Genomic DNA, 23190 nt, shown 5'->3' on the forward strand with positions numbered 1-23190 from the left:
CCGCCGGGAGGCCGCTTGCGCGGCCGGCGGCAGCCCCGGGGCCGGCATGCCGGTCAGGATCAGCCGATGACGAACAGCGGCTGGCCGTATTCCACGGCCTGGCCGTTCTCGACCAGGATTTCCTTGATGACGCCGGCCTTGTCGCACTCGATCTCGTTGAGCAGCTTCATGGCTTCGATGATGCAGACGGTCTGGCCTTCCTTGACGGCGTCGCCGACGTTGACGAAGGGCGCGGCGCCCGGCGACGGGGCACGGTAGAAGGTGCCCACCATCGGCGAGGTCACCACATGGCCGGCGGGCAGCTGCGCAACCGGCTCGGCAGCCGGTGCGGCGGCGCCGGCCGGGGCGGCCGCGGCCGGCACGGCGGCGGGCAGGGCCTGCATCTGCGGCATGGCCATCGGCGCGGCGACGACTTGCGGCGGTTGCTTGACGATGCGTACCTTGCCGTCGCCTTCGGTGACTTCCAGCTCGGAGATGCCGGATTCGGCCACCAGGTCGATAAGCGTCTTCAGCTTGCGCAGGTCCATCTTTTTATCCTCCTGAATCGGGTTTTCCGCCGCTGCCCGGGACGGGCCGTGGCGGAACAATCGTTGTGCCGGCCACCGGAAATCCGCACCCGCCGTGCCGAGGCACGCCAACGGGCGCAGGCCGCCGGGCGGCGCGCGCAGGTTGTCGAAAAAATCCTTGCGGGGGTTCAGCTCCCCGAACTGTCGGGCGGGGGCTGCTCCTGGCCCAGTACATAGTCCAGCGCCAGCAGGTAACCCTGCCAGCCAAGCCCGCAGACCACCCCGACCGCCACGTCCGAGAAGTACGAGTGGTGCCGGAAGCTTTCACGCCGGTGCACGTTCGACAGGTGCACCTCGATGAACGGGATCGCCACGCCGGCCAGCGCGTCGCGCAGCGCTACGCTGGTGTGCGTATAGGCAGCCGGGTTGATGATGATGAACTCGACCCCTTCCGCGCGAGCGGCGTGGATGCGGTCGACCAGCGCCCCCTCGTGGTTGGACTGGAACGTCTCCAGCGACGCGCCGGCTTTCGCCGCGCGTTCGGCCAGGGCCGCGTCGATATCGGCCAGCGTGGTGTGCCCGTAGGTCTCCGGCTCGCGCGTCCCCAGCAGGTTAAGGTTCGGCCCGTGCAGGACCAGCACCTTGCGGTAGCGGGGTGAGCGACGGATAGAGCGGGATGCAGTCACGGCGGCTCGACCAGATCAACGAAATTGCGCGGAGATTACCGTAGCTTAGAGGGATTTGTCTAGCACGCGATACAGGCCTTGGGGGCGCTCGCCGAGAGCTCGGCGGCCTTTTGAGCACTTTCGCACCAAAGCGGTCCGCAGCCGGGACGAATCCTTCAAAAAAGCCGAAATTCCGCGATATTGGCGGGAGTTGTGACTCAGGTGCGCGGCAGCACGGCACGCAGTTCGTCCGCCGTGACCCGGCCCATCTTGCGATACTTCACCGATCCGTCCGGATTGATGACCACCGTGTAGGGCAGGCCGCCGGCGCTGTTGCCAAAATTCCGGGACAACTCGGTGCCGGCGAAGCCAGCGACGGCCAGCGGATACGCCACCGGCACCTTCTGGGTGAACTGCTGGATGTTGGCCGCGGAATCGATACCGATGCCGACAAATTCCACCTGACGATGCTTGAACTCCTCATGCAGGGCAGTCAGCTCCGGCATTTCCTCGACGCACGGCCCACACCACGGTGCCCAGAAGTTGACCACCACGGTCTTGCCGCGCAACTTGCCCAGATCCAGTTCGGTCCCGGCGGGATCCGGCAGGCGCGACTGGAACAGGGTTTCGACGGCCTGATCGTTGGCGGGCTTCGGCGAGAACACGAAATGCCCGGCGAGCGCACCCGCGGCACAGGCGACCACGGCGACAGCGATCCACAGCCAGAGACGGGAGCGGCGGACGGGTGGGGCGACGGTTTTAGTCATGGAGGTGGCTTGACCAATGGAAGGTAAGGCGGGGGCTTCAGGCGTTGCCGGCGGCGTCAGCGGCATCCAGCAGGGCCTGCACGGCCTGCACATCGGCGCGGGCTGCCCGCCAGGAGGCATCCGTGCGCACTGCGCCGCGTTCATCGACGGCATCATACAGTGCTATATGGATGCCGACTGGCGCACCCAGTTCCGCGCGGACTTCGCCGGCCAAGAGACGCGCCTCGCGGCGGTCGGGCCACTGGCCCTTCCACAGGAAGCTCAGGGTTTCGACCTCGCCGCGGCCGCCGAAGTGGCGGCTTTCGCTGGTTTCGAAATCGACCCCGGCATTGATCAGGTGCAGCGTGGCGTCCTTGGGGCTGTCGCAGAAGCACTGCAGATAGATATCGGAGTGTTCCGTGGCGGTGCCGTTGAGCACCGCGCCGACCAGATAGGGCCGGAACGGCGCCAGGTCTTGCATTGCCATCACCGCCAGCCGGCGCAGCAGCGCCAGCACGCGCGGCTGGCTGTCGGCGTGGAACAGCGCCTGATAGGCGCGCACCTCGGCCTCGACCTGCTCGTTGTCGGGCAGCCATTCGCCCGGCACGCGTTGTTCGCCCAGCACCTGGCGCGCGGCCTTGCGCTTGGCGGTGGCGTAGTCGGCACCGTCCTCGGCAATCATGCGGGCGGCGGCCTGGGCGATTTCCTCGCGCAGGCGGGTGGGGTCTGGGGCGGTACGTCGGTTCATGCCCCATGATACCGGAGGCGTCCGCGGTCGCGCTGCGGCGCTGCCCGTGCTGCCGCAGTGCAGCGAAGGGCGCTGGCGCTCGGGTACAATCGAAGGCTTCCTGCCCGGCCGCCGCACCGCACGACACGGCTGCAACCCAGCCGCCGCGCCGCCGGGCCCGAATCCCCACGCCTGCGGGCTTCAAGTCTTTCCGGGAACCCATGCATATTCATATCCTTGGCATCTGCGGCACCTTCATGGGCGGCCTGGCGGTGCTGGCCAAGCAGGCCGGCCACCGCGTCACCGGCTGCGATGCCAACGTCTATCCGCCGATGAGCACCCAGCTCGAGGCCCAGGGAATCGAACTGATCGAGGGCTTCGACCCCGCCCAGCTGTCGCTGGAGCCGGACCTGTTCGTGATCGGCAATGTGGTCTCGCGCGGCAACCCGCTGATGGAGGCCATCCTCGACCGCAACCTCCCTTACGTGTCGGGCCCGCAATGGCTGGGCGAGCACGTGCTGGCGCGCAAGTGGGTGCTGGCGGTGGCCGGCACGCACGGCAAGACCACCACCACCTCGATGCTGGCCTGGATCCTCGAGGACGCCGGCTACAACCCTGGCTTCCTGGTGGGCGGGGTGCCGCAGAACTTCGGCATCTCGGCGCGCGTGACCGAGTCGGACTTCTTCGTGATCGAGGCCGACGAGTACGACACGGCGTTTTTCGACAAGCGCAGCAAGTTCGTCCACTATCGCCCGCGCACCGCCATCCTGAACAACCTGGAATACGATCACGCCGACATCTTCCCGGATCTGCCCGCGATCGAGACCCAGTTCCATCACCTGGTGCGCACCGTGCCGGGCCAGGGCCGGATCGTCGTCAACGGCGTGGAAGAGAGCCTGGCGCGGGTGCTGGAGCGCGGCTGCTGGAGTGAAGTGGAGCAGTTCGGCGTCGGCGACTGGCGCGAGAGCGACGCCGCCGGCACCGAGGCGGCGCCGGGCAAGGATGCGTTCGATGTCTGGTTCGGCGACGCCGTTGCCGGCACCGTGGTGTGGGACCTGCAGGGTACCCACAACCGCATGAACGCGCTGGCCGCGATTGCCGCCGCGCGCCACGTCGGCGTGCCGGCCGTGCAGGCGATCGCGTCGCTGTCGCGCTTCGCCAACGTCAAGCGCCGCATGGAAGTGCGCGGCGTGGCCAACGACGTCACGGTCTACGACGATTTCGCCCACCATCCCACCGCGATCCAGACCACGCTGGACGGGCTGCGCCGCAGCGTCGGCAATGCCCGCATCCTGGCGGTGCTGGAGCCGCGTTCCAACACCATGAAGCTGGGCGTGATGAAGGCGCAGCTGCCGGCCAGCCTGGAGCAGGCCGACCTGGTGTTCGGCTACGGCGCTCCCGCCGGCAAGGATGCGCTGGGCTGGGACCTGGCCGAAGCGCTGGCGCCGCTGGGCGCCACCGCCACCGCGTTCCAGGACCTGGGCGCGCTGGTGCAGGCGGTGCGCGCCGCGGCGCGGCCGGGCGACCATGTGCTGGTGATGAGCAACGGCGGCTTTGGCGGCGTCCACCAGAAGCTGCTGGACGCGCTGGCCCAGGGCAGCGCGGGCTGACCGGACTCGCCATGCTGCTGTATCTGCACGGATTCCGCTCTTCGCCCCAGTCGTTCAAGGCCCGGCTGGTGCAGGCGCGCATGCGCGAGTGGGGCGTGGGCCGCTACTACGCCTGCCCCACGCTCAATGTCTCGCCGGCCCTGGCCGTGGCCCAGGCCGAGGCGGCGATCCGGGCGGCGCAGGCGGGCGGCGACCAGGAGATCGCCATCGTCGGCTCGTCGCTGGGTGGCTTCTATGCGCGCTGGCTGGGCGAGCGGCACGGCTGCAAGACCGTATTGCTCAATCCCGCGATCCATCCCTGGACCGACCTCGAAAGCTACCTGGGCGAACAGCCGCTGTGGCACGGCGGCGGTTCGGTCACGGTCGAACGCCGCCACCTGCAGGAACTGCTGGACCTGCGCGTGGACCCCATCACCCGGCCCGAGCGCTATTACCTGATCGCCGCCACCGGCGACGAGGTGCTGGATTACCGCGAAATGCTGGAGGCCTGCCCTGGCGCGAACATCCGCGTGATCGAGGGCAGCGACCACGGCATCAGCGAATTTGCCGACTACGTCGACGATGTGCTCGCCTTCTGCGGCTATGGTCCCGGCGGCAAGGTGCCGGCCGGCGCCGGCGCGGCATGAGCGCGCAGTCGGTGCGCCGCGGCGGCTGGAGCCCGCACCTGGCTTTCGATGCGGCCATCCCGCCCAACCTGCGGCGCTGGGTCACCGGCGATGACGGCTCGCTGACGGCGCGGCTGGTGGCCGCGTCCGCGCGCTTTCGCGTGGCGCGGCTGCTGCAGGCGCCGCGGCGCCCGCTGGCCGACGAATGGCAGGCGCTGGGCCAGGCCGACCGTACTCCCGCGCTGACGCGCGAGGTGCTGCTGATCTGCGACGACATCCCCGCCGTATTCGCCCACACCGTGGTGCGGCTGCGCCATGCGCGCCGCGACTGGCCGTTCCTGCGCGGGCTGGGCGAGCGTCCGCTGGGCGGGCGCCTGTTCGTCGATCCGGCGGTGCGGCGCGAGCCGTTCCAGTTTGCGCGGCTGCTGCCGCACCACCCGCTGCGCCAGGCCCTGCACCGCGTGCTGCCGGAGATGGCGGCAGTGCCCATGCTGACCGCGCGGCGCTCGGTGTTCCGGCGCGGCGGCGGCGTCATGCTCGTGACAGAAGTGTTCCTGCCAGACCTGCTGTCGCGGCCATCCCCGGGGACCGAGGCGGTACCGCATCCCAAATATATGCGGACGACAGACCGAGGCCCTGTTTCGACACACACTACCGAAATCAAGAAAGAGACCACGAGATGAAACTGCAGGGTCGGGTTGCCATCATCACCGGTGCCGCCGCCGGCATCGGCTTTGCCACCGCGCAGCGCTTTGCCGAAGACGGCGCCATCGTCGTGCTGTGCGACGTGCAGGAAGCGCGCGTGCGCGAGGCCGCCGCCAGGCTGGCGGCCACCGGCGCCACCGTATCGGCCTACCGCGTCGACGTGACGCGCCGCGACGAGGTCGACGCCATGGTCGCCGCCGTGCTGGCCGCGCACGAGCGTGTCGATATCCTGGTCAACAACGCCGGCATCACCAAGGACGCGCGCCTGGCCAAGATGACCGAGGCCCAGTTCGATGCCGTCATCGACGTCAACCTGAAGGGCGTATTCAACTGCGCGCAGGCCGTGGCCGGGCTGATGACCGAGCAGGGCAAGGGCGTGATCCTGAACGCTTCGAGCGTGGTCGGCCTGTACGGCAATTTCGGCCAGACCAATTACGCGGCCAGCAAGTTCGGCGTGATCGGCTTCACCAAGACCTGGGCGCGCGAGCTCGGCCCCAAGGGCGTGCGCGTCAACGCGGTGTGCCCGGGCTTCGTCAACACCGAGATCCTGGCGACCGTGCCGGACAAGGTGCTGGACGGCATGAAGTCGTCGTGCTGGCTGCGCCGGCTGGCCGAGCCCGCCGAGATCGCCAGCATCTACGCCTTCCTGGCCAGCGACGATGCCAGCTACGTCAACGGCGTGGCGATCGAGGCCAGCGGCGGCATGTCGCTCTGAGCCCCGGGGTTTGGCCGGACCTTGGCCGGACCGGGGTGCGGTATCATGCCAGGTCTCAGGCCGGGTCATTGCCGGTCGCCGGCAGGCCGCCGACAGGCCCTCGCGCCCCGCACCCGTTCCCGTTCCCACGCGTTGATGTCCGGGTGCGCGCGGTGGCACCATTTCTCCCACAGGATCCGCTCCAGCGCTGGCCACAGGGCCGCCCGGCGCGGTTCCGCGCATAGTTGAAAGTACCGATCGATGCAGTTGCTGTTCGAAGAAGGCGGCGAGATCCGCGCCGGCACCGTGCTGAACCAGCAGGGCGAGGCTTACCAGGTGGAGCTGCCGGCCGGCAAGCGCACCAAGGTCAAGTCGCGCGACGTGCTGCTGCAGTTCGCGCAGCCGTCGGCGCCCGAGCTGGTGCGCCAGACCGGCGAGCTGGTGGCCGAGATCGACCTGGACTTCCTGTGGGAATGCGCGCCCGAGGCCGAGTTCGGCTTTGCCGAGCTGGCCGCCGAATACTACGGGGCCGAGCCCGGCGCGGTGCAGCAGGCGGCGCTGGCGATGGCGCTGCACGGCAATCCGGTGTACTTCCGCCGCAAGGGGCGCGGCCGCTACCAGCGCGCGCCCGAGGACCAGCTCAAGGCCGCGCTGGCCGCGCTCGAGCGCAAGCGCCAGCAGGCGCTGGTGCAGGCCGAATATGAAGACCAGCTGAAGGCGCTGACGCTGCCGGAATCGTTCCGCAACAAGGTGCTGCAGCTGCTGTTCAAGCCGGACAAGAACAGCCTGGAATACAAGGCCATGGACGCCGCCTGCAGCGCGCTCGGCATGTCGCCGATGCGGCTGATGGTGGCCGCCGGCGGCGTCGCCAGCGCGCGCGCGCTGCACGAGGCCAAGTTCCTCGCCGAGTGCTTCCCCAAGGGCACCGGCTTTCCCGATACCGATGTGCCCGAGCCGCCGGCCGACCTGCCGCTGGCCGAGGTCGAGGCGTTCTCGATCGACGACGTCACCACCACCGAGATCGACGATGCGCTGTCGGTAACGCAACTGCCCGACGGCAAGCTGCGCATCGGCATCCATATCGCCGCGCCGGCCCTTGGCATCCGCCGCGGCGAGCCGCTCGACGCGATCGCGCGCCAGCGCCTGTCGACGGTCTACTTCCCGGGCGACAAGATCACCATGCTGCCGGACCCGGTGGTCGAGCGCTACACGCTGCAGGAAGGCCGGGTTTGCCCGGCGCTGTCGCTGTACGTGACGGTGGACCCGTCGGTGTGGCTGATCACCGGCAGCGAGACCCGCGCCGAGATGGTGCCGATCGCCGCCAACCTGCGCCACAACCTGCTCGACGATGTCATCACCGAGGCCTCGCTCGCCGAGGGCACCGGCGACTACCCGTTCCGCGAGGAGCTGACCCGGCTGTGGCACTTTGCCGGCTACCTGTACGACGAGCGCCAGCGGGCGCGCCTGGCCAGCGGCCTGCGCCCGGAGACGCACAACCGCGCCGACTTCAACTTCTACCTCGACGACCAGGCCGACGGCAGCCAGCGCGTGCGCATCGAGCAGCGCAAGCGCGGCTCGCCGCTGGACAAGATCGTGGCCGAGATGATGATCCTGGCCAACAGCACCTGGGGCAAGCTGCTGGCGGACCATGGCGTCCCCGGCATCTACCGCACGCAAAAGGCGTGGGGCATGCACCGCACGCGCATGCAGACCTACCCGGCGCCGCACGAAGGCCTGGGCGTGGCGCAGTACGCGTGGAGCACCTCGCCGCTGCGCCGCTATGTCGACCTGGTCAACCAGTGGCAGATCCTGGCGGTGGCCCAGCACGGCGTGACCGCCAAGCTGGTGGCGCCGTTCAAGCCCAAGGACGCCGACCTGCTGGCCGCGGTGGCCGACTTTGAAGGCACCTACGCCGCCTATGCCGACCACCAGTCGACCATGGAGCGCTACTGGTGCCTGCGCTGGCTCAAGCAGGAAAACCGCGAGCGCCTGGTGGCCTCGGTGCTCAAGGAAGGCGCGGTGCGCTTCACCGAGATCCCGCTGGTCACGCGCGTGCCCGAGCTGGTGCAGGCGCAGCGCGGCACCCAGGTGCTGCTGGAAATCGGCGAGACCGACGAGATCACGCTGGAGGTCTCGTGCCGGGTGCTCGAGATCTTCGCCGGTGAAGGCGAAGTCCCCGAAGAAGAGCTCGAAAGCGACGAGGAAGCCGCCGAGTTGTCCGCCGAAGCCGCAGCCGAGGCCGCGGCCGAGGATGCCGCCGAGCAGGCCGCGGGCGTGGCCGATCCGGAGCCGGCCGAAGTGGACGGCGAAGCGGACGGCGACGCCGGCGGCGAGGCGTCGGGCGAGCGCGACACCGGCACCCCGGCGGCCGGCTGAAGCCTTCGGAAATCTGCGGGGCTCCCTTACAATGCGGGTCTGATCCGGAGCCCCGGTCCACGGTCTCCCGCTCTGCCAGCGGCACCGGCCGGTGCTGCCGCGGTTGTCTCCCGAGCCCTCATCCATCCATCGTGATCGCCACTCTTGCCGCTTCCCGCCCCTGGTGGCATGCCAGGTGGCACCACAGCAGTATGCTGGCCCGGGCACTGGCCATTTCCGTGGCCGTGCACGCGCTGCTGCTGATGGTGCGGGTGGCCGCGCCGGAAGTGTTCGAGATCAAGCGCAGCGACGCCGCGCTGGATGTGGTGCTGGTCAATGCCAAGTCCGCGCAGAAGCCGCGCAACCCGACCGCCCTGGCGCAGGCCAACCTCGACGGCGGCGGCGACCATGACCTGCAGCGCGCCACCACGCCGCTGCCGGCGCAGACCCTGACGCAGGAAGGCGACCTGGTGCGCCAGGTGCAGCGCCGCGTCGAACAGCTGGAACAGGAACAGCAGCGCCTGCTGACGCAGGCGCGCGAAGCCGCGCCCGCAGTGCGCAACCAGCCGCTCAGGCCGGGCGAGAAGCGCCAGGACACGCCGCTGCGCGGCCAGGACGAGCGCACCTCGGCAGACGAGATGGCCAGGCTGGAAGCCGAGATCGGCCGCAACCTGGAGCACTACGCCAAGCGGCCCAAGCGTTTCCAGCTGACCGCCACCAGTGCGCAGGCGGTCGACTACGCGCAGTACTACGACCGGCTGCGCCGCAAGATCGAGGCGCGCGGCACCACGGATTTCCCGCAACGCAACGGCAAGCCGCTCTACGGCCAGTTGATCCTGGTGATCAACGTCAACCGGCAGGGCAAGCTGGGCTACAACCGCGATGGCTACAACGTCGATGCCATCGACGTGGTCAAGAGCTCGGGCGATCCCGCGCTGGACCGCCAGGCGGTGGCGATCGTGCGCGCTGCCGCGCCCTTCGGCGCCTTTACCGCCGAGATGTCGGCGCGCCAGGACATCCTCGAAGTCATATCCACTTTCAAGTTTTCGCGCAGCGGGCTGGAAACCCGCCTGCAGGCACGCTGATGACATCCACTGACTCTTCCCAAGCCAGCGCCGACCGCTATGTGGTGATCGGCAACCCGGTCGCGCACAGCCGCTCGCCGGCGATCCACGGGGCCTTCGCGCGCCAGACCGGCGAGGCCGTGCAATATGACCGCCTGGAGGCGCCGCTGGACGGGTTTGCCGACACCGTGCGCCGGTTCTTCGCCGACGGTGGCTACGGCTGCAACGTGACCGTGCCGTTCAAGCTGGAAGCCTATGACCTGGCCGACCGCCTGACCGAGCGCGCCGAGGCCGCCGGCGCGGTCAACACGCTGTGGATCGAAGAGGGCTTGATCCATGGCGACAATACCGACGGCATCGGCCTGGTGCGCGATATCCAGGACAACCTCGACACGCTGATCGAGGGCAAGCGCGTGCTGCTGCTGGGTGCCGGCGGCGCGGCCATGGGCGCGATGCTGCCGCTGATCGAATGCCGGCCCTCGCGCATCGTGGTGGCCAACCGCACCGCGTCGCGCGCCAGCGACATGCTCGAAGAGTTTGTCGAGGCGGCCGACCAGTATGGCGTCGAGCTGTGGGGCGGCGGCCTCGATGCGCTCGAGGGCCTGTCCGAGGACGAGGCTGTCGACGTGGTGATCAATGCCTCGTCCAGCAGCCTGCAGGGCGAGGTGCCGCCGGTGCCGGAGTTCCTGCTGGGCGAAGGCGTGCTGGCCTACGACATGATGTACGGCGCCGAGCCAACCGTGTTCCTGCAGTTCGCGGCAGGCTGCGGCGCGCGCGTCAGCGACGGCCTCGGCATGCTGGTCGAGCAGGCCGCCGAGGCCTTCTATATCTGGCGCGGCGTGCGGCCCCGCACCGCGCCCGTGCTGGCCGAGCTGCGCGCCGCGCTGCAGGCCGAACGCAAGGGCTGACCGGGACGCCGCCGGCCGTGGCCAACCGCAACCGCACGGCCAGTGCCGCGCGCACCCACGCGGCGCCGGCGCGTGCCGTCTTCAATCCGGTGCGCTGGCTCGGCTACCTGCTGGGTTGCGTGGTCGCCGGCGTGGTGGCGATGCAGCTGTACTTCTTCGTGCAGATCGCCAGCTGGCAGTACCTCAATCCCACCACCACCACCTTCATGCGCGCCGAGCGCTGGCGCCTGTGCGGCATCAACGTGTGGAGCTGCGGCCTCGACCGGCAGTGGGTGCCGTACGACCGCATCTCGCGCAACCTCAAGCGCGCGGTGATCGCCAGCGAGGACGCCGACTTCGTCAACCATCCCGGCTATGAGCTCGATGCCATGCTCGATGCCTGGGAGCGCAACAAGAAGCGCGGGCGCATCGTGCGCGGCGGCTCCACCATCACGCAACAGCTGGCCAAGAACCTGTTCCTGTCGTCGGAGCAGCATTACCTGCGCAAGGGCCAGGAGCTCGCCATCACGTGGATGCTCGAGTTCTGGCTGGACAAGCAGCGCATCTACGAGATCTATCTGAATTCGGTGGAGTGGGGCGAGGGCGTGTTCGGCGCGCAGGCCGCGGCGCAGCACTACTTCCGCACCAGCGCCGACAAGCTCAGCGTGGGCCAGTCGGCGCGCCTGGCGGCGGCGCTGCCGGCGCCAAAGTGCTTCGACAAGAAGGAGTACTGCGCCAATGTGCGCGTGAACTTCCGCGCCAAGGCGGGCATCATCGCGCGGCGGATGGGGGCAGCGACGCTGCCCGACTGAAGCCGCCCGGCCTCAGCTCAGCCAACCCTTCCTGCGGAAATACACCAGCGGGATCGCCGCCGACACCGCCATCAGCGCAATCGCCCAAGGATACCCGGCGCCCCAGTCCAGTTCCGGCATGAACTTGAAGTTCATGCCGTAGATGCTGGCGATCAGCGTGGGCGGCATCAGCGCCACCGACACCACCGAGAACAATTTGATGATCTTGTTCTGGTTGATGTTGATGAAACCGACGGTGGCGTCCATCAGGAAGTTGATCTTGTCGAACAGGAACGCGGTGTGGTTTTCGATCGAGTCGATGTCGCGCAGGATCTGGCGCGCCTCGTCCTGCTGCTCGGCCGACAGCAGCTGGCTGCGCATCAGGAAGGACACCGCGCGGCGCGTGTCCATCACGTTGCGGCGGATGCGCCCGTTCAGATCTTCCTCGCGCGCGATGGTTTCCAGCACGTCGGCCGCGGCGGCATCGGTCACGTTCTCGGCCAGCACGCGGCGGCTGGCCTCTTCCAGGCGTTCGTAGATTTCCTCGATCGAGTCGGCCGAATATTCCGCATCGGTCGCGTACAGGTCCATCAGCACGTCCTTGGCGTTGCGCACCGAACCCGGGCGCATGCGCGCGCGCAGCCGCACCAGGCGGAACACCGGCAGGTCTTCGTCGTGGATGGAAAACAGCACGTCCTTGGTCAGCACGAAGGCGACGCGCACGTTGCGCGACACCTCTTCCTCGTCGAGCAGGAAGTCGGTGCGGATATGGATGTTCTCGTCCTCGCCTTCGAAATAACGCGCGGACGCTTCCAGGTCGCCCAGGTCTTCCAGTTCAGGAAGGGCGACGCCATAGGCTTCCTTGATCCAGTTCAGTTCCTCGTCGTCGGGATTGACGACATCGATCCAGATCGGCTTGTGCTGCAGCAGCTCATTGCGCTCGTCGACCTGCTCCTGGGCAAGCCGGCCTTTTTGCAGGACGAACAGGTTGATCATCCCCGGGATTCCTTATTGCTGATTGCGACGAAAAACAAAGACAAGCGCGAAGACAAGCGCAGGCGGCTCGCCGCATTCCCAGGTATTGCGTCATGCCCCGTCATGGCCCCGCGGCATGCCGCGCAAGGCCGGGCCACGGGCAAGCGTGATCGCGCTGTCCCGCGGCTGCGCGGGGCAGGCGGACAAGGCGATGGCGTTTGCCTGGGTTGGCTGGCTAGCCGGGAGAGGGAAGATCCGCCACGTCGGGCGCGCATGGAGGCGCCGCCGGTGGCACGGAAAGACACTCGCCCGCAGTTCTGACTGCGGGCAAGGCCGACGAAGCGCGGAGCCGGGTGCTCCGGGCGGGTCGTCGTTACGCAGCCCGCAGTGACATGGCATTCGCAGAGGTCGCAGCGTTGCCGCGCCAACTCGAACACCCGATGCTACTGCCCACGTAATTTCTCCGGGATTGTGATGGCCGCGAGTGTAGCCCAACGCGGGGTGGCTTGTTAAGTGAAATCTCCGCGACGGGCGCGCGCCGTTGCCGGCTCGCGACCGCGGCATGCACCGCGGGCGTCAGCCGGGCGCGCCGCGCAGCCGGCGCCACAGCAGCGGCGCCAGCATCACCGAGGACAGGGCCAGGAACATCAGCACGATCGCGGCGTAGTCCTGCCAGTGCGGCTGCTCGCCCAGCAGCCACATCCCGGAGAACACGCCGACCACCGGGATAAACATGATCGACAGGCTCGACACCACCGGCGGCAGGCTGCGCGCCAGCCCGAACCAGACCAGGTGGCAGAAGGCGAAGACCACCACCGCGTTATAGGCGATCGCGGCCCATTCGATGGCGGTGGGCATGCGCCAGCCGTCTTCCAGCAGCAGCGTGCCCAGCGCCAGGAAGGGCAGGGTCACGGCCAGCATCCAGAAGGTCATGGCGCCGATCGGCACGTCGGTCTGGGTACGCTTGATCAGCTGTGTGCCGAAGCCCCAGCCGGCCGCGGCCAGCAGCATCAGCAGCGTGCCGGCCGGGCTGCCGGTCAGCGCTGCGAGCTCGCCCGACAGCAGCAGCACCGTGCCCGCCAGCGCGCAGCCGATGCCCAGCCAGGCCCACGCGCCGATGCGCTCGCGGAAGAACACCAGGCCCCAGACCACCGCCCAGATCGGCATGGTGTAGCCCAGGATCGCGGCGCGGCCCGACGACAGCATCTTGACCGCGCAGATTGCCAACAGGTGCCAGACCACCATGTTGGGCAGCGCCAGCCGGAATACCGTGCCCCATTCGCGCCGCGGCACGGCCAGCGAATCGCCGCGCAGCCGCAGCGCCAGCCCCAGCGCCAGCAGCCCGCCGGCCATGCACAGCAGGCGGAAGCCCATCGCCGGAAAATGCGCCACGCCCACCTTCATGATGGGCCAGTTGATGCCCCAGGCGAGCGTCAGCACCACAAGGAGGAAGAGACCACGGCGATCGAGGGACATGAGGGGACGCGGCTGTGCGGGATGCCGCGCATTGTTTTGAGACGAAGCGCAAAACGATAGCACGCAGCGGGTAAAATTGCCGAAAGCGACATATGCTGCAGGGATGAAAGGTTTTCACGCCGCTGCGGCCAACCGCGCCGGCCGAGTCCATCGGCCAAGATCGACCAGGATCGGCCTCGCGATGAGACGCCGGCGCCACCAGGACATTCCGAGTACCCATGACTTTCACCGAGCAGCTTGCTGCCGCCTGGCAGCGCAACGATTCCCTCCTGTGCGTCGGGCTCGACCCTGATCCGCACAAGCTTCCTCTGTCCCTGACCGGGGCCGGCGGCGCCATCTTCTCGTTCTGCCGCGAGATCGTCGACGCAACCGCCGACCTGGTCTGCGCCTTCAAGCCGCAGATCGCCTACTTCCATTCGCAGCGCGCCGAAGACCAGCTCGAGCAGCTGATCCACTATATCCACGACGCTCACCCCGGCATCCCGGTGATCCTGGACGCCAAGCGCGGCGACATCGGCTCGACCGCCGAGCACTATGCGCTGGAAGCCTTCGAGCGCTACAAGGCCGATGCGGTCACGGTCAGCCCGTACATGGGCTTCGACTCGATGCAGCCCTATCTCGCCTATCCGGACCGCGGCGTGATCGTGCTGTGCCGCACCTCAAACCCGGGCGGTTCGGACGTGCAGTTCCTGCAGGTCGACGGCAAGCCGCTGTACCAGCTGGTGGCCGAGGCCGCGCGCGAGCGCTGGAACACCACCGGCCAGATGGGCCTGGTGGTCGGCGCGACCTTCCCCAACGAGATTGCGCGGGTGCGCCAGATCGTCGGCGACATGCCGCTGCTGATCCCCGGCATCGGCGCCCAGGGCGGCGACATCGAGGCCACGGTGAAGGCCGGGCGCACCGCCGACGGCACCGGCATGATGATCAATTCGTCGCGCGCCATCCTGTACGCCAGCCGCGAGAAGGACTTCGCGTCGGCGGCGCGCAACGTCGCGCTGCAGACGCGCGAGACCATCAACCGCTACCGCCACGGCTGACCGCCGTACGCGGCACGAAAAAAAACCGCGCCGGCAGGCGCGGTTTTTTTTTTGGCTCGGGCTGCGCGGCGGCAGTGCTTTCAGGCCTCGTTGCGCAGCAACTCCACCAATCCACGCATCGCGTGCTCGGCTGCCTGGCGCCGGATTTGCGCGCGGTCGCCAGGAAACCGCTGGGTCTCGACGACGGTGGTGATGCGGTTGCTCCAGCCAAAGCACACCATGCCCACGGGCTTTTCGGGGGTGCCGCCGTTCGGGCCGGCGACCCCGGTAATCGACAGCGACACCTGCGCGCGGCTGTTCAGCAGCGCCCCCTCCGCCATCGCGCGCGCAACCTCTTCGCTGACTGCGCCGTGATCGCGGATCAGCTTGGCCGGCACGCCCAGCATGGTCGACTTGGCCTCGTTGGAATACGTGACAAAGCCGCGCTCGAACCAGCCCGACGAGCCCGACACGTCGGTAATGGCGGCGGCGACCAGGCCGCCGGTGCAGGATTCGGCGGTGGCCAGCATCAGGGATTTGTCGGCTAGGGCGACGCCGGCCTGGATGGCGAGCTGGTCGAGCAGGCGGCTGACGGACATGATGGGTGCAGGGGTTGTTTTGGGGAATCAGTCTGGCGTTCGCCGCTCAGAACGAGCGCCACAGGGCAAACACCAGCAGCGTGTAGAACGCCGCGAAGATGTCGTCGAACATCACGCCGAAGCCGCCGCGCAGGCCCGGGCCTTTCAGGCTGCGATCATAGTGGCCGATCGGCGCCGGCTTGGCGATATCGAACAGCCGGAACCACAGGAACGCGGCGAACTGGCCCCAGAAACCGGTCGGCATGACAAAGGCCAGCACCAGCCAGAATGCCACGATCTCGTCCCAGACCATGCTGCCGTGGTCGTGCACGCCCATGTCGCGCGCGGTGCGGGCGCACGCCCACAGGCCCAGCACGAAGCCGCCGCCGATGATCCACAGCCAGGTTGCGGGCTCGATCCACAGTGAAATCACCACGAACGAGAGCCAGGCGTAGAGCGTGCCGACGGTGCCGGGGCCGACCGGCGACAGGCCCGAGCCGAAGCCGAAGGCGATCAGGTGCGCCGGATGCGCGAGCATGAAGCGCGCGCTCGGGCGCGTGACCTTGACGGTCTGGCCGGCTTCCAGGGTCAGGGCGGGGTCGCGCGGCGCGGCCCCGGGAGGGAAGGTGGACATCAAAATTGGCTCGTGTGATGCGGATACAGCTTATGGTTATGGCCGGCTTGCGCTGCGATGCGTGCGGGACTCCCGTGCCCGCGCAGGCGCCGATGCCGGCATCATGACATGCCTGTGACCCCGTGTCAGGGGGCAGCGAAATGGTCGAAGCTCGCGCCCTCGTAGCGGGTCGGGTTGCCGGCGCGGTCGACCAGCCGCAGGCCAGGCTCGGGCGTGATCGCACCGACGCGCGTCAGCGGCAGCGCGAGCCGCTCGCCGATCGCCGCAATGGCGTCGCGGTGCCCGGAGGGCGCGGTGAAACACAGCTCATAGTCGTCGCCGCCTGCCAGCACGCATTCGCGCTGGATGGCGTCCGGCTGGCCCGCCAGCACTGCCGACCGGGGCAGCGCGTCGACATCGACCAGTGCGCCCACCTGCGAACGCGCCAGGATATGGCCGAGGTCGCCGACCAGGCCGTCGGAGATATCCAGTGCCGCATGCGCCACGCCGCGCAAGGCCATGCCCAGCGCCACGCGCGGCGTGGGTGTGTCCATGCGCGGCCGCACCTGGCTGAATTCGGGTTCGGGCAGCAGCCATTCGCCCCGGCAGTCGCCTAGCGCCAGCCGGGCGTCGCCCAGGGTACCGGAGATCCAGATATCGTCGCCCGGGCGCGCCGCATCGCGGCGCAGCGCCGCGCGCAGCGGCACGTCGCCGAATACCGTCAGCGACAGCGTCAGCGGCCCGCGCGTGGTGTCGCCCCCCACCAGTTCGCAGCCGTGTTCGTCGGCCAGTGCCAGCATGCCTGCGGCAAGTTCGGCCAGCCATTCGGGCTCGGCCTCGGGCAGCGCCAGCGCCAGCGTGAAGGCGCGGGGCTCGGCGCCCATGGCGGCCAGGTCCGACAGGTTCACCGCCAGCGCCTTGTGGCCGAGCGCGCGCGGCGCCACGTCCGGGAAGAAATGCCGGCCGCTGACCAGCATGTCGGTGCTGATGGCGAGATGATGGCCGGGACGGCCCTCGATCAGCGCGCAGTCGTCGCCCACGCCGAGCGCGGCCTTGCGCACCGGCCGCGTGAAGTAGCGGCGGATCAGGTCGAATTCGGAAAGCTGGGCGGGCTGGGCGTTGGGCATGGTCGAGCGGCTGCCCGGGGTGGGCGGATGAGATGACGGCGGTTTTCCGGGGAGATCGTTGCCACTTGCCGGCAGATCCCGCAGCGGGCACGCGGCGTCAGCATGGGGTGCACCCGGCGTTTCAGCAAGATACTGCCGCGCATCACAGCCATGACCGCCATGCGCTGCGTCGCCTGGGCGCAGGGACGCTACGCTTGCTGGTGTTGCCCCCGAGGATGGGGCATATTGTACCGAATCGCAAAGGTGCCCCAAGCAAAAGGCTTATTGTGAAATAGTTTTTCACTATATAAAATGCTGGGTTCCAAAGGAAGAGAAGGGCGGACGCGTGGAGCCGGTCCGCCGATCGTCCCCGCCTTGTCAATGACGGCTCCACCGATTGGAAGATGCGCCGATGACCAGCCCACAGTCCCCGTCCCAAGACGATCTGAAACAGCAGCAGCGCGAGGCGCTGCGCAAAGCGGCGCTCGAGTATCACGAGTTTCCCACCCCTGGCAAGATTTCGGTCACGCCGACCAAGCCGCTGTCGAACCAGCGCGACCTGGCCCTGGCGTATTCGCCCGGCGTTGCCGCGGCCTGTGAAGAAATCGTTTCCGATCCGGCCAACTCGTTCCGCTATACCGCGCGTGGCAACCTGGTCGCGGTGATCACCAACGGCACCGCCGTGCTCGGCCTGGGCGACATTGGCGCCGCGGCCTCCAAGCCGGTGATGGAAGGCAAGGGCGGGCTGTTCAAGAAGTTTGCCGGTATCGACGTGTTCGATATCGAAATCGACGAGAAGGACCCGGAAAAGCTGGTCCAGATCATCGCCGCGCTGGAGCCCACCTTCGGCGGCATCAACCTGGAAGACATCAAGGCACCGGAATGCTTCTACGTCGAGCGCAAGCTGCGCGAGAAGATGAAGATTCCCGTCTTCCATGACGACCAGCACGGCACTGCCATCGTGGTGGCCGCGGCCATCATCAACGGCCTGAAAGTGGTCGGCAAGGACATCAAAAAGGTCAAGCTGGTTGCCTCCGGCGCCGGCGCGGCCGCGCTGGCCTGCCTGGACCTGCTGGTCGACATCGGCCTGCCGATCGAGAACATCTGGGTGACCGACCTCGCCGGCGTGGTCTATGAGGGCCGCACCGAACTGATGGACCCGGAAAAGGCGCGCTTCTCGCAAAAGACCGACAAGCGCAAGCTGGGCGAAGTGATCGACGGCGCCGACATCTTCCTGGGCCTGTCCGCGGCGGGCGTGCTGAAGCAGGACATGGTCCAGCGCATGGCCGACAAGCCGCTGGTGCTGGCGCTGGCCAACCCGAATCCGGAAATCTCGCCGGAACTGGTCAAGGAAGTGCGTCCGGACGCGGTGATGGCCACCGGCCGTACCGACTACCCGAACCAGGTCAACAACGTCCTGTGCTTCCCGTTCATCTTCCGCGGGGCGCTGGACTGCGGCGCCACCACCATCACGCGCGAGATGGAAATCGCCGCGGCCAATGCGCTGGCCGAACTGGCGCGGCAGGAGCAGAGCGACATCGTCGCCACTGCCTACGGCATCCAGGATCTGTCGTTCGGTCCCGAATACCTGATCCCGAAGCCGTTCGACCCGCGCCTGATCGTCAAGGTGGCGCCGGCCGTGGCCGAAGCCGCGATGAAGTCCGGCGTGGCCGCGCGCCCGATCGAGGACATGGACGCGTACCGCCTGCAGCTGCAGCAGTTCGTGTACCACTCCGGCACGGTGATGAAGCCGATCTACGCCGCCGCGCGCAAGGTCGAGATGGAGAAGAAGCGCATCGTCTTCGCCGAGGGCGAGGAAGAGCGGGTGCTGCGCGCGGTGCAGGTGATCGTCGACGAAAAGCTGGCCAACCCGATCCTGATCGGCCGCCCGGCAGTGCTCCAGCACCGCATCGAGCGCTTCGGCCTGCGCCTGCGCGCCGGCGTGGACTTCACCGTGGTCAACCCGGAACACGACGAGCGCTTCCGCGATTATTCCGACGCCTACTACCGCATGATGGCCCGCCAGGGCATCACGCCGCAGTACGCCAAGCTGGAAATGCGCCGCCGCACCACGCTGATCGGTGCGATGCTGGTGCACAAGGGCGAGGCCGACGGCATGATCTGCGGCACCGTCAGCAACACCGCGGCGCACCTGCGCTATATCGACCAGGTGCTGGGCGGCACCAACAAGGTCTATGCGGCGATGAACGGCCTGGTGCTGCCGGGTCGCCAGATCTTCCTGGTCGACACCCACGTCAACGTCGACCCGAGCGCCGAGGAACTGGCCGCGATCACGCTGATGGCCGCCGAGGAGCTGAAGCGCTTCGGCATCGAACCCAAGGTCGGCCTGCTGTCGCATTCGAACTTCGGCTCGTCCGAGGCGCCGTCGGCGCGCAAGATGCGCGAAACCCTGGCCATCCTGCGCGAGCAGGCGCCGGAGCTGGAGATCGACGGCGAGATGCACGGCGACTGCGCGCTCGACCAGAAGCTGCGCGACCAACTGGTGCCGGACGGCACGCTCAAGGGCGAAGCCAACCTGCTGGTGTGCCCGAATATCGACGCGGCCAATATCTCGTACAACCTGCTCAAGGTTGCCGCGGGCAACAATGTCGCGATCGGGCCGATCCTGCTGGGCGTGAAGGCGCCGGTGCACATCCTGACGCCGTCCGCAACGGTGCGCCGCATCGTCAACATGACGTCGCTGGTGGTGGTCGACGCCGCCGCCAAGCGCTAAGCCGGTCGCGCTGGCCCCGCGCGGGCCAGGGTGACGGAAAGCCGGGCTCGCCCGGCTTTTTTTATCGCCTCGCAATCCCGGTTAGTATGCGCACACATACGCTTAACATATTGAAACAATTGAAGAAATTGCGCTGCAACAGCGGCGGGATTGATTAATTGCGTGCATGCGCGTAACCTTACGCCTTTGATACAGGCGCTCGCCATGAGCGCCCCGGTGCGGCCGGCATTCCTCGCGCGACGCTTCAACCAGCGCAGAGGGGCAGGCCAGGGTGGCCCGGACAGATCGTCTACCCAACCAGCGGCAGGCTCGATTTCCGGTTCAACCAAGACAAGCAACGTGGGTTTCCAAGTTTCTCCGATGCGGCACGCAACGCGCATGCTGACCCGGTCCCTGACCGGCGCGGCGCTGGTGCTGGCCCTGGCGCAACCGACGCTGGCGCGCCAGGCGCAGACCGAAGGGCTGGGAACCATTGCAGTGCAGCAGTTGCCCAACGAAGCGCGGCAGACCCTGGAGCGCATCGAAGCCGGCGGCCCGTTCCCGTATGACAAGGACGGCTCGAGATTCGGCAACTACGAACGCATCCTGCCGCTGAAAGAACGCGGTTATTACCGCGAATACACGGTCAAGAGCGCCAGGAGCCGGAACCGGGGAGCCAAGCGGATCGTCTGCGGCGGGGAACAGCGCGCTGCCAACGATTGTTACTACACGGAAGACCACTACAACAGCTTCAAACGGATACTCAAATGATGACTGACATTTTCGGATTGGGCGACGCCCTTGCCGCCCGCGAAGAGCGCGGCGCCGGAGATGGCTGGCAGCGGGCTCAGCAGCAGGCCCAGAACCTATACGACAACGTGCTGATGATGCCGAGCCACGAGCTCATGCAAAAACTCCCGCCCGCGACCGCGCCCGTGGCCATGCCCGCCGGTCCCGGTTGGAACGACGGCACCAGCGAGGGGGCCATGAACCTGTTCAAGACGGTGCGTCCGAACATCGTCCAGTCGATCCGCGCCTTCCGCGTGCCGGAACTGGCCCAGGCCGCCGCCGATCTCGGCCAGCATTTCCTCTATGCCAATTGCGCGCATTGCGCGAGCAAGGCGGAGATCCTGGAAACCATCGCCACCTCGTTCACCTTCCCCAAGCATTTCGGCAAGAATTTCGACGCGCTGGCCGACTGCCTGACCGACATGATCTACAAGGCCGGCCCGCAGCCGGGTTTCGTGATCGTTCTGGAAGGGCTGCCGATCGCGCAGAAGTTCGACAAGGAAGCGCGCGAGGTGCTGCTCGACGTGTTCCGCGACGCCGCCGAATTCTGGGGCGAGCGCAAGGTGCAGTTCCGCGTGTTCTATTCGTTCGCCTGACCGCGCTGACTGCCGTTGCACGGCATACCAGGCAAAAAGCCCGCTGATGCGGGCTTTTTGCTTGTTGGGGCTGGTGCCGCGCTTATTCCTGCGCCGGCAGGTGGCCATGCGGCGTGAGCCGGTCGATCAGCTCCGGCAGGCCTTCGCTCAACTGCGCCGCCACATCGTCCTGCGACATGCCGGTGCTCTGTGCCAGCGACTGCAGCGCGCCGGTGTCGTTCAGCGCATCGTTCAGCGCCGACGGCGTGACCGGCTGGTTGGGGCCGCTGCCGATCCATGAATTGACCTGTTCGCCGAGCCCGGCCTGCGCCAGGATCTGCTGCAGCGCGCCGATGCCGCCGGCGGCAGCGCCCAGCGCCTGGCTGTTGGCCGGCGCGCCGCCCTGGCCGCCCAGCAGGCCGCCGAGCAGCGAGCCCAGGTCGAGGCCGCCGGTCGCGCCGCCCGGTGCGGTGCCGGCAGTGGCGCCGCCGCCGAGCATGCCGCCCAGCAGCCCGCCGAGGCTACCCAGCCCGCCCAGGCCATCATCGGACGCGGCCGCACCGCCGGCGGCATCGCCGCCTTGTGCGCGGCTGCGCATGGCCAGCGTTGCCAGCAGGCCGAGCGCTATCATCAGCTTGGGGTCGAGCCCGCCGGCCTGGCCGCTCTCTCCGCGCGCGCCGCCGAGCTGTCCGAGCACACCGCCCAGCACGCTATCGAGTAGTCCCATGGTCGACTCCTTTCAGTCAGGGTTGCAAGGTGACACAGGGCCGGGGTGGCCCCGTCGTCAGAATCCGCCCAGCAAGGCGTTCAGGGTTGCTAGGCATGCAAGCCCGGCGGTTTCCGTGCGCAGGATGCGCGGGCCGAGCGACACGCCGGTGAAACCGGCCTGCAGCGCGGCCTGTTCTTCCTCGGGGGCCAGGCCGCCTTCCGGGCCGATCAGCAAGGTGACGCCATCGGCCAGCAGCGCCTCGCGCCGTTGCGCCACCAGCGCCGGCAGCGCTTGCGCGGCACGCGGCGATACCAGCAGCCTGGTGCCGCCGTTACCGGACCGGTCTGCGCGCGCCAGCCACGTATCCAAGTTAGTGACCTCCGCCACCGCCGGCAAACGATTTCGGCCGCATTGCTCGCAGGCGGCCTGGACCAGGGCCTGCCAGTGCGCCTGGCGCTTCTGCGCGCGCTCGCCGGACAGGCGCACCACCGAGCGGCTGGCCTGCAGCGGCTGGATCGCCGCGACGCCGAGTTCGACTGCCTTCTCGATCAGCCAGTCCATCTTGTCGCCGCCGGCCAGGCCCTGTGCCAGCGTGACGCGGAAGGGCGGCTCGGCCTCTGTGGCGTCATGCGCGCCGATGCGCGCCAGCGCGTGGCGCTTGCCCAGTTCGACCAGCGTGGCGGCGTGGCTGCCGCCGCGGCCGTCGAACAGGGTGATGGCGTCGCCCGGCGCGAGGCGCAGCACCTGCGCGTGGCGCACCACCGGTTCGGGCAGCGGGAAATCCGATTCGGCGGCCAGCACGGTGTCTGCGCCGCCGACAAAAAATCGTGGCGCCATCAGCTTGCCTGGCCTGCCTGGCTGGCTTGATTCAGCGGCTTGCCGAAGCCCCAGCGGTAGCCGTCGGGATCCTCGACCATGCAGTAGCGGTCGCCCCAGAACTGGTCGGCGGGCGCCATCAGGCTGACCGCGCCGGCATCGACCGCGCGTTGGTGCATGGCGTCGACATCGTCGCAATAGACATAGAAGGTTTGCGGGCACTCCACGCCCAGCGAGCGCGGCGTGCGCGCGGTGCTGCCCCACGCGCCCTCGGGCGCGAACATCACCACCAGCTGGCCCTGGTAGTGCATCTCGGCGTGGGTGGGGACGCCGTTCTCGTCGACCACGTTGCCGGGGGTGAAGCCGAAGGCGGCGCCATAGAAGTCCAGCGCGGCGCGGCCGTTGGCGACGGTCAGGTAGGGGGTGAGCCAGGGGGTGTTGGCCGGTCTGGTCATGATCGTCTCCTTGA

General features: G+C 68.2%; 24 protein-coding genes. 12 read left to right on the forward strand and 12 right to left on the reverse strand.

The genetic code is table 11. The features are described 5' to 3' along the window. Window positions 1-59 precede the first annotated feature (59 nt). From accB to FHX60_RS00630, 4 genes are all read right to left on the reverse strand, one after another. Window positions 60-527, reverse strand: coding sequence for an acetyl-CoA carboxylase biotin carboxyl carrier protein (gene accB, locus FHX60_RS00615; protein WP_092306361.1), 468 nt, complete (start codon window positions 525-527; stop codon window positions 60-62). A gap of 167 nt (window positions 528-694) precedes the next feature. Further along, a complete protein-coding gene (aroQ, locus tag FHX60_RS00620; protein WP_092306363.1) occupies window positions 695-1192 on the reverse strand; it encodes a type II 3-dehydroquinate dehydratase in 498 nt (165 codons plus the stop codon). Between the two features lie 197 nt (window positions 1193-1389). Further along, the gene (locus tag FHX60_RS00625; RefSeq protein WP_183282269.1) at window positions 1390-1938 is read right to left on the reverse strand and encodes a TlpA family protein disulfide reductase; all 549 of its coding nucleotides are present in this window, start codon (window positions 1936-1938) and stop codon (window positions 1390-1392) included. Window positions 1939-1975: 37 nt separating this feature from the next. Beyond that, window positions 1976-2665: a UDP-N-acetylmuramate--alanine ligase gene (locus tag FHX60_RS00630; protein ID WP_183282270.1), complete on the reverse strand. Its 690-nt coding sequence runs from the start codon at window positions 2663-2665 to the stop codon at window positions 1976-1978. 200 nt (window positions 2666-2865) lie between these two features. Here FHX60_RS00630 and mpl point away from each other — a divergent pair, with 200 nt between their 5' ends. The 8 genes from mpl (at window position 2866) to mtgA (ending at window position 11376) form a co-directional block, all read left to right on the forward strand. Beyond that, entirely contained in the window at window positions 2866-4254 is a 1389-nt protein-coding gene (gene mpl / locus FHX60_RS00635; RefSeq protein WP_183282271.1) for a UDP-N-acetylmuramate:L-alanyl-gamma-D-glutamyl-meso-diaminopimelate ligase, read from the forward strand. 11 nt (window positions 4255-4265) lie between these two features. Then, entirely contained in the window at window positions 4266-4880 is a 615-nt protein-coding gene (locus tag FHX60_RS00640; protein ID WP_183282272.1) for a YqiA/YcfP family alpha/beta fold hydrolase, read from the forward strand. Beyond that, window positions 4877-5542: a chorismate--pyruvate lyase family protein gene (locus FHX60_RS00645; RefSeq protein WP_183282273.1), complete on the forward strand. Its 666-nt coding sequence runs from the start codon at window positions 4877-4879 to the stop codon at window positions 5540-5542. Before FHX60_RS00640 ends, FHX60_RS00645 begins: the two co-directional genes overlap by 4 nt. Then, window positions 5539-6279: a 3-oxoacyl-ACP reductase FabG gene (gene fabG, locus FHX60_RS00650; protein ID WP_092306374.1), complete on the forward strand. Its 741-nt coding sequence runs from the start codon at window positions 5539-5541 to the stop codon at window positions 6277-6279. Before FHX60_RS00645 ends, fabG begins: the two co-directional genes overlap by 4 nt. Window positions 6280-6519: 240 nt before the next feature. Then, on the forward strand, window positions 6520-8634 hold the full coding sequence (locus FHX60_RS00655) for a ribonuclease catalytic domain-containing protein (protein ID WP_183282274.1): 2115 nt from the start codon (window positions 6520-6522) through the stop codon (window positions 8632-8634). Between the two features lie 191 nt (window positions 8635-8825). Further along, complete coding sequence (locus FHX60_RS00660) at window positions 8826-9698, forward strand: energy transducer TonB (RefSeq protein WP_221209880.1); 873 nt, start codon at window positions 8826-8828, stop codon at window positions 9696-9698. Then, window positions 9698-10585 (forward strand): shikimate dehydrogenase, encoded by an 888-nt coding sequence (gene aroE, locus FHX60_RS00665; RefSeq protein WP_183282275.1) that lies wholly within the window; start codon window positions 9698-9700, stop codon window positions 10583-10585. Before FHX60_RS00660 ends, aroE begins: the two co-directional genes overlap by 1 nt. An 89-nt stretch (window positions 10586-10674) precedes the next feature. Next, entirely contained in the window at window positions 10675-11376 is a 702-nt protein-coding gene (gene mtgA / locus FHX60_RS00670) for a monofunctional biosynthetic peptidoglycan transglycosylase (RefSeq protein WP_112776905.1), read from the forward strand. A 12-nt stretch (window positions 11377-11388) separates the two neighbouring features. Here mtgA and corA read toward each other — a convergent pair whose 3' ends face one another. Further along, window positions 11389-12351, reverse strand: a complete 963-nt coding sequence (corA, locus tag FHX60_RS00675) for a magnesium/cobalt transporter CorA (RefSeq protein ID WP_018006324.1) — start codon at window positions 12349-12351, stop codon at window positions 11389-11391. A 555-nt stretch (window positions 12352-12906) separates the two neighbouring features. Beyond that, window positions 12907-13806: a DMT family transporter gene (locus tag FHX60_RS00680; protein WP_112776803.1), complete on the reverse strand. Its 900-nt coding sequence runs from the start codon at window positions 13804-13806 to the stop codon at window positions 12907-12909. Window positions 13807-14024: 218 nt separating this feature from the next. Between FHX60_RS00680 and pyrF the strand changes: the two genes are divergently transcribed. After that, a complete protein-coding gene (pyrF, locus tag FHX60_RS00685) occupies window positions 14025-14843 on the forward strand; it encodes an orotidine-5'-phosphate decarboxylase (RefSeq protein WP_092306386.1) in 819 nt (272 codons plus the stop codon). Window positions 14844-14923: 80 nt separating this feature from the next. On the opposite strand, the gene FHX60_RS00690 is transcribed toward pyrF, so the two are convergent. From FHX60_RS00690 to thiL, 3 genes are all read right to left on the reverse strand, one after another. Beyond that, entirely contained in the window at window positions 14924-15421 is a 498-nt protein-coding gene (locus FHX60_RS00690; protein ID WP_092306388.1) for a CinA family protein, read from the reverse strand. A 46-nt stretch (window positions 15422-15467) separates the two neighbouring features. Beyond that, window positions 15468-16034: a phosphatidylglycerophosphatase A family protein gene (locus tag FHX60_RS00695; protein WP_092306390.1), complete on the reverse strand. Its 567-nt coding sequence runs from the start codon at window positions 16032-16034 to the stop codon at window positions 15468-15470. 125 nt (window positions 16035-16159) lie between these two features. Continuing rightward, the gene (gene thiL, locus FHX60_RS00700) at window positions 16160-17140 is read right to left on the reverse strand and encodes a thiamine-phosphate kinase (RefSeq protein ID WP_112776801.1); all 981 of its coding nucleotides are present in this window, start codon (window positions 17138-17140) and stop codon (window positions 16160-16162) included. Between the two features lie 391 nt (window positions 17141-17531). Between thiL and FHX60_RS00705 the strand changes: the two genes are divergently transcribed. The 3 genes from FHX60_RS00705 to FHX60_RS00715 all read left to right on the forward strand — a co-directional run bounded on the left by FHX60_RS00705 (window position 17532) and on the right by FHX60_RS00715 (window position 21217). Further along, a complete protein-coding gene (locus FHX60_RS00705; RefSeq protein WP_092306393.1) occupies window positions 17532-19853 on the forward strand; it encodes an NADP-dependent malic enzyme in 2322 nt (773 codons plus the stop codon). Window positions 19854-20231: 378 nt separating this feature from the next. Then, a complete protein-coding gene (locus FHX60_RS00710) occupies window positions 20232-20603 on the forward strand; it encodes a guanyl-specific ribonuclease (protein WP_183282820.1) in 372 nt (123 codons plus the stop codon). Continuing rightward, on the forward strand, window positions 20600-21217 hold the full coding sequence (locus FHX60_RS00715) for a barstar family protein (RefSeq protein ID WP_062801715.1): 618 nt from the start codon (window positions 20600-20602) through the stop codon (window positions 21215-21217). The genes FHX60_RS00710 and FHX60_RS00715 overlap by 4 nt, the downstream gene beginning before the upstream one ends. An 82-nt stretch (window positions 21218-21299) precedes the next feature. Here FHX60_RS00715 and FHX60_RS00720 read toward each other — a convergent pair whose 3' ends face one another. Genes FHX60_RS00720 through FHX60_RS00730 form a run of 3 tightly spaced genes read right to left on the reverse strand, consistent with a single transcriptional unit; the run spans window position 21300 to window position 23176 of the window. After that, window positions 21300-21923 (reverse strand): YidB family protein, encoded by a 624-nt coding sequence (locus FHX60_RS00720; protein WP_112776799.1) that lies wholly within the window; start codon window positions 21921-21923, stop codon window positions 21300-21302. 57 nt (window positions 21924-21980) lie between these two features. Further along, complete coding sequence (locus FHX60_RS00725; protein ID WP_183282276.1) at window positions 21981-22742, reverse strand: 16S rRNA (uracil(1498)-N(3))-methyltransferase; 762 nt, start codon at window positions 22740-22742, stop codon at window positions 21981-21983. Then, window positions 22742-23176: a VOC family protein gene (locus FHX60_RS00730; protein WP_183282277.1), complete on the reverse strand. Its 435-nt coding sequence runs from the start codon at window positions 23174-23176 to the stop codon at window positions 22742-22744. The genes FHX60_RS00725 and FHX60_RS00730 overlap by 1 nt, the downstream gene beginning before the upstream one ends. Between the last annotated feature and the right edge of the window lie 14 nt (window positions 23177-23190).

Origin of the sequence: Cupriavidus alkaliphilus (assembly GCF_014191175.1) — a bacterium.
Lineage (GTDB): Bacteria > Pseudomonadota > Gammaproteobacteria > Burkholderiales > Burkholderiaceae > Cupriavidus > Cupriavidus alkaliphilus.

Bases quoted from the DNA above. Each gene is read 5' to 3' on its own strand.
- accB (WP_092306361.1), bottom strand. From the start codon at position 527: ATGGACCTGCGCAAGCTGAAGACGCTTATCGACCTGGTGGCCGAATCC.
- FHX60_RS00625 (WP_183282269.1), bottom strand. From the start codon at position 1,938: ATGACTAAAACCGTCGCCCCACCCGTCCGCCGCTCCCGTCTCTGGCTG.
- FHX60_RS00630 (WP_183282270.1), bottom strand. From the start codon at position 2,665: ATGAACCGACGTACCGCCCCAGACCCCACCCGCCTGCGCGAGGAAATC.
- mpl (WP_183282271.1), top strand. From the start codon at position 2,866: ATGCATATTCATATCCTTGGCATCTGCGGCACCTTCATGGGCGGCCTG.
- FHX60_RS00640 (WP_183282272.1), top strand. From the start codon at position 4,266: ATGCTGCTGTATCTGCACGGATTCCGCTCTTCGCCCCAGTCGTTCAAG.
- FHX60_RS00645 (WP_183282273.1), top strand. From the start codon at position 4,877: ATGAGCGCGCAGTCGGTGCGCCGCGGCGGCTGGAGCCCGCACCTGGCT.
- fabG (WP_092306374.1), top strand. From the start codon at position 5,539: ATGAAACTGCAGGGTCGGGTTGCCATCATCACCGGTGCCGCCGCCGGC.
- FHX60_RS00655 (WP_183282274.1), top strand. From the start codon at position 6,520: ATGCAGTTGCTGTTCGAAGAAGGCGGCGAGATCCGCGCCGGCACCGTG.
- FHX60_RS00660 (WP_221209880.1), top strand. From the start codon at position 8,826: ATGCTGGCCCGGGCACTGGCCATTTCCGTGGCCGTGCACGCGCTGCTG.
- aroE (WP_183282275.1), top strand. From the start codon at position 9,698: ATGACATCCACTGACTCTTCCCAAGCCAGCGCCGACCGCTATGTGGTG.
- corA (WP_018006324.1), bottom strand. From the start codon at position 12,351: ATGATCAACCTGTTCGTCCTGCAAAAAGGCCGGCTTGCCCAGGAGCAG.
- FHX60_RS00680 (WP_112776803.1), bottom strand. From the start codon at position 13,806: ATGTCCCTCGATCGCCGTGGTCTCTTCCTCCTTGTGGTGCTGACGCTC.
- pyrF (WP_092306386.1), top strand. From the start codon at position 14,025: ATGACTTTCACCGAGCAGCTTGCTGCCGCCTGGCAGCGCAACGATTCC.
- FHX60_RS00690 (WP_092306388.1), bottom strand. From the start codon at position 15,421: ATGTCCGTCAGCCGCCTGCTCGACCAGCTCGCCATCCAGGCCGGCGTC.
- FHX60_RS00695 (WP_092306390.1), bottom strand. From the start codon at position 16,034: ATGTCCACCTTCCCTCCCGGGGCCGCGCCGCGCGACCCCGCCCTGACC.
- thiL (WP_112776801.1), bottom strand. From the start codon at position 17,140: ATGCCCAACGCCCAGCCCGCCCAGCTTTCCGAATTCGACCTGATCCGC.
- FHX60_RS00705 (WP_092306393.1), top strand. From the start codon at position 17,532: ATGACCAGCCCACAGTCCCCGTCCCAAGACGATCTGAAACAGCAGCAG.
- FHX60_RS00710 (WP_183282820.1), top strand. From the start codon at position 20,232: ATGCTGACCCGGTCCCTGACCGGCGCGGCGCTGGTGCTGGCCCTGGCG.
- FHX60_RS00715 (WP_062801715.1), top strand. From the start codon at position 20,600: ATGATGACTGACATTTTCGGATTGGGCGACGCCCTTGCCGCCCGCGAA.
- FHX60_RS00720 (WP_112776799.1), bottom strand. From the start codon at position 21,923: ATGGGACTACTCGATAGCGTGCTGGGCGGTGTGCTCGGACAGCTCGGC.
- FHX60_RS00725 (WP_183282276.1), bottom strand. From the start codon at position 22,742: ATGGCGCCACGATTTTTTGTCGGCGGCGCAGACACCGTGCTGGCCGCC.
- FHX60_RS00730 (WP_183282277.1), bottom strand. From the start codon at position 23,176: ATGACCAGACCGGCCAACACCCCCTGGCTCACCCCCTACCTGACCGTC.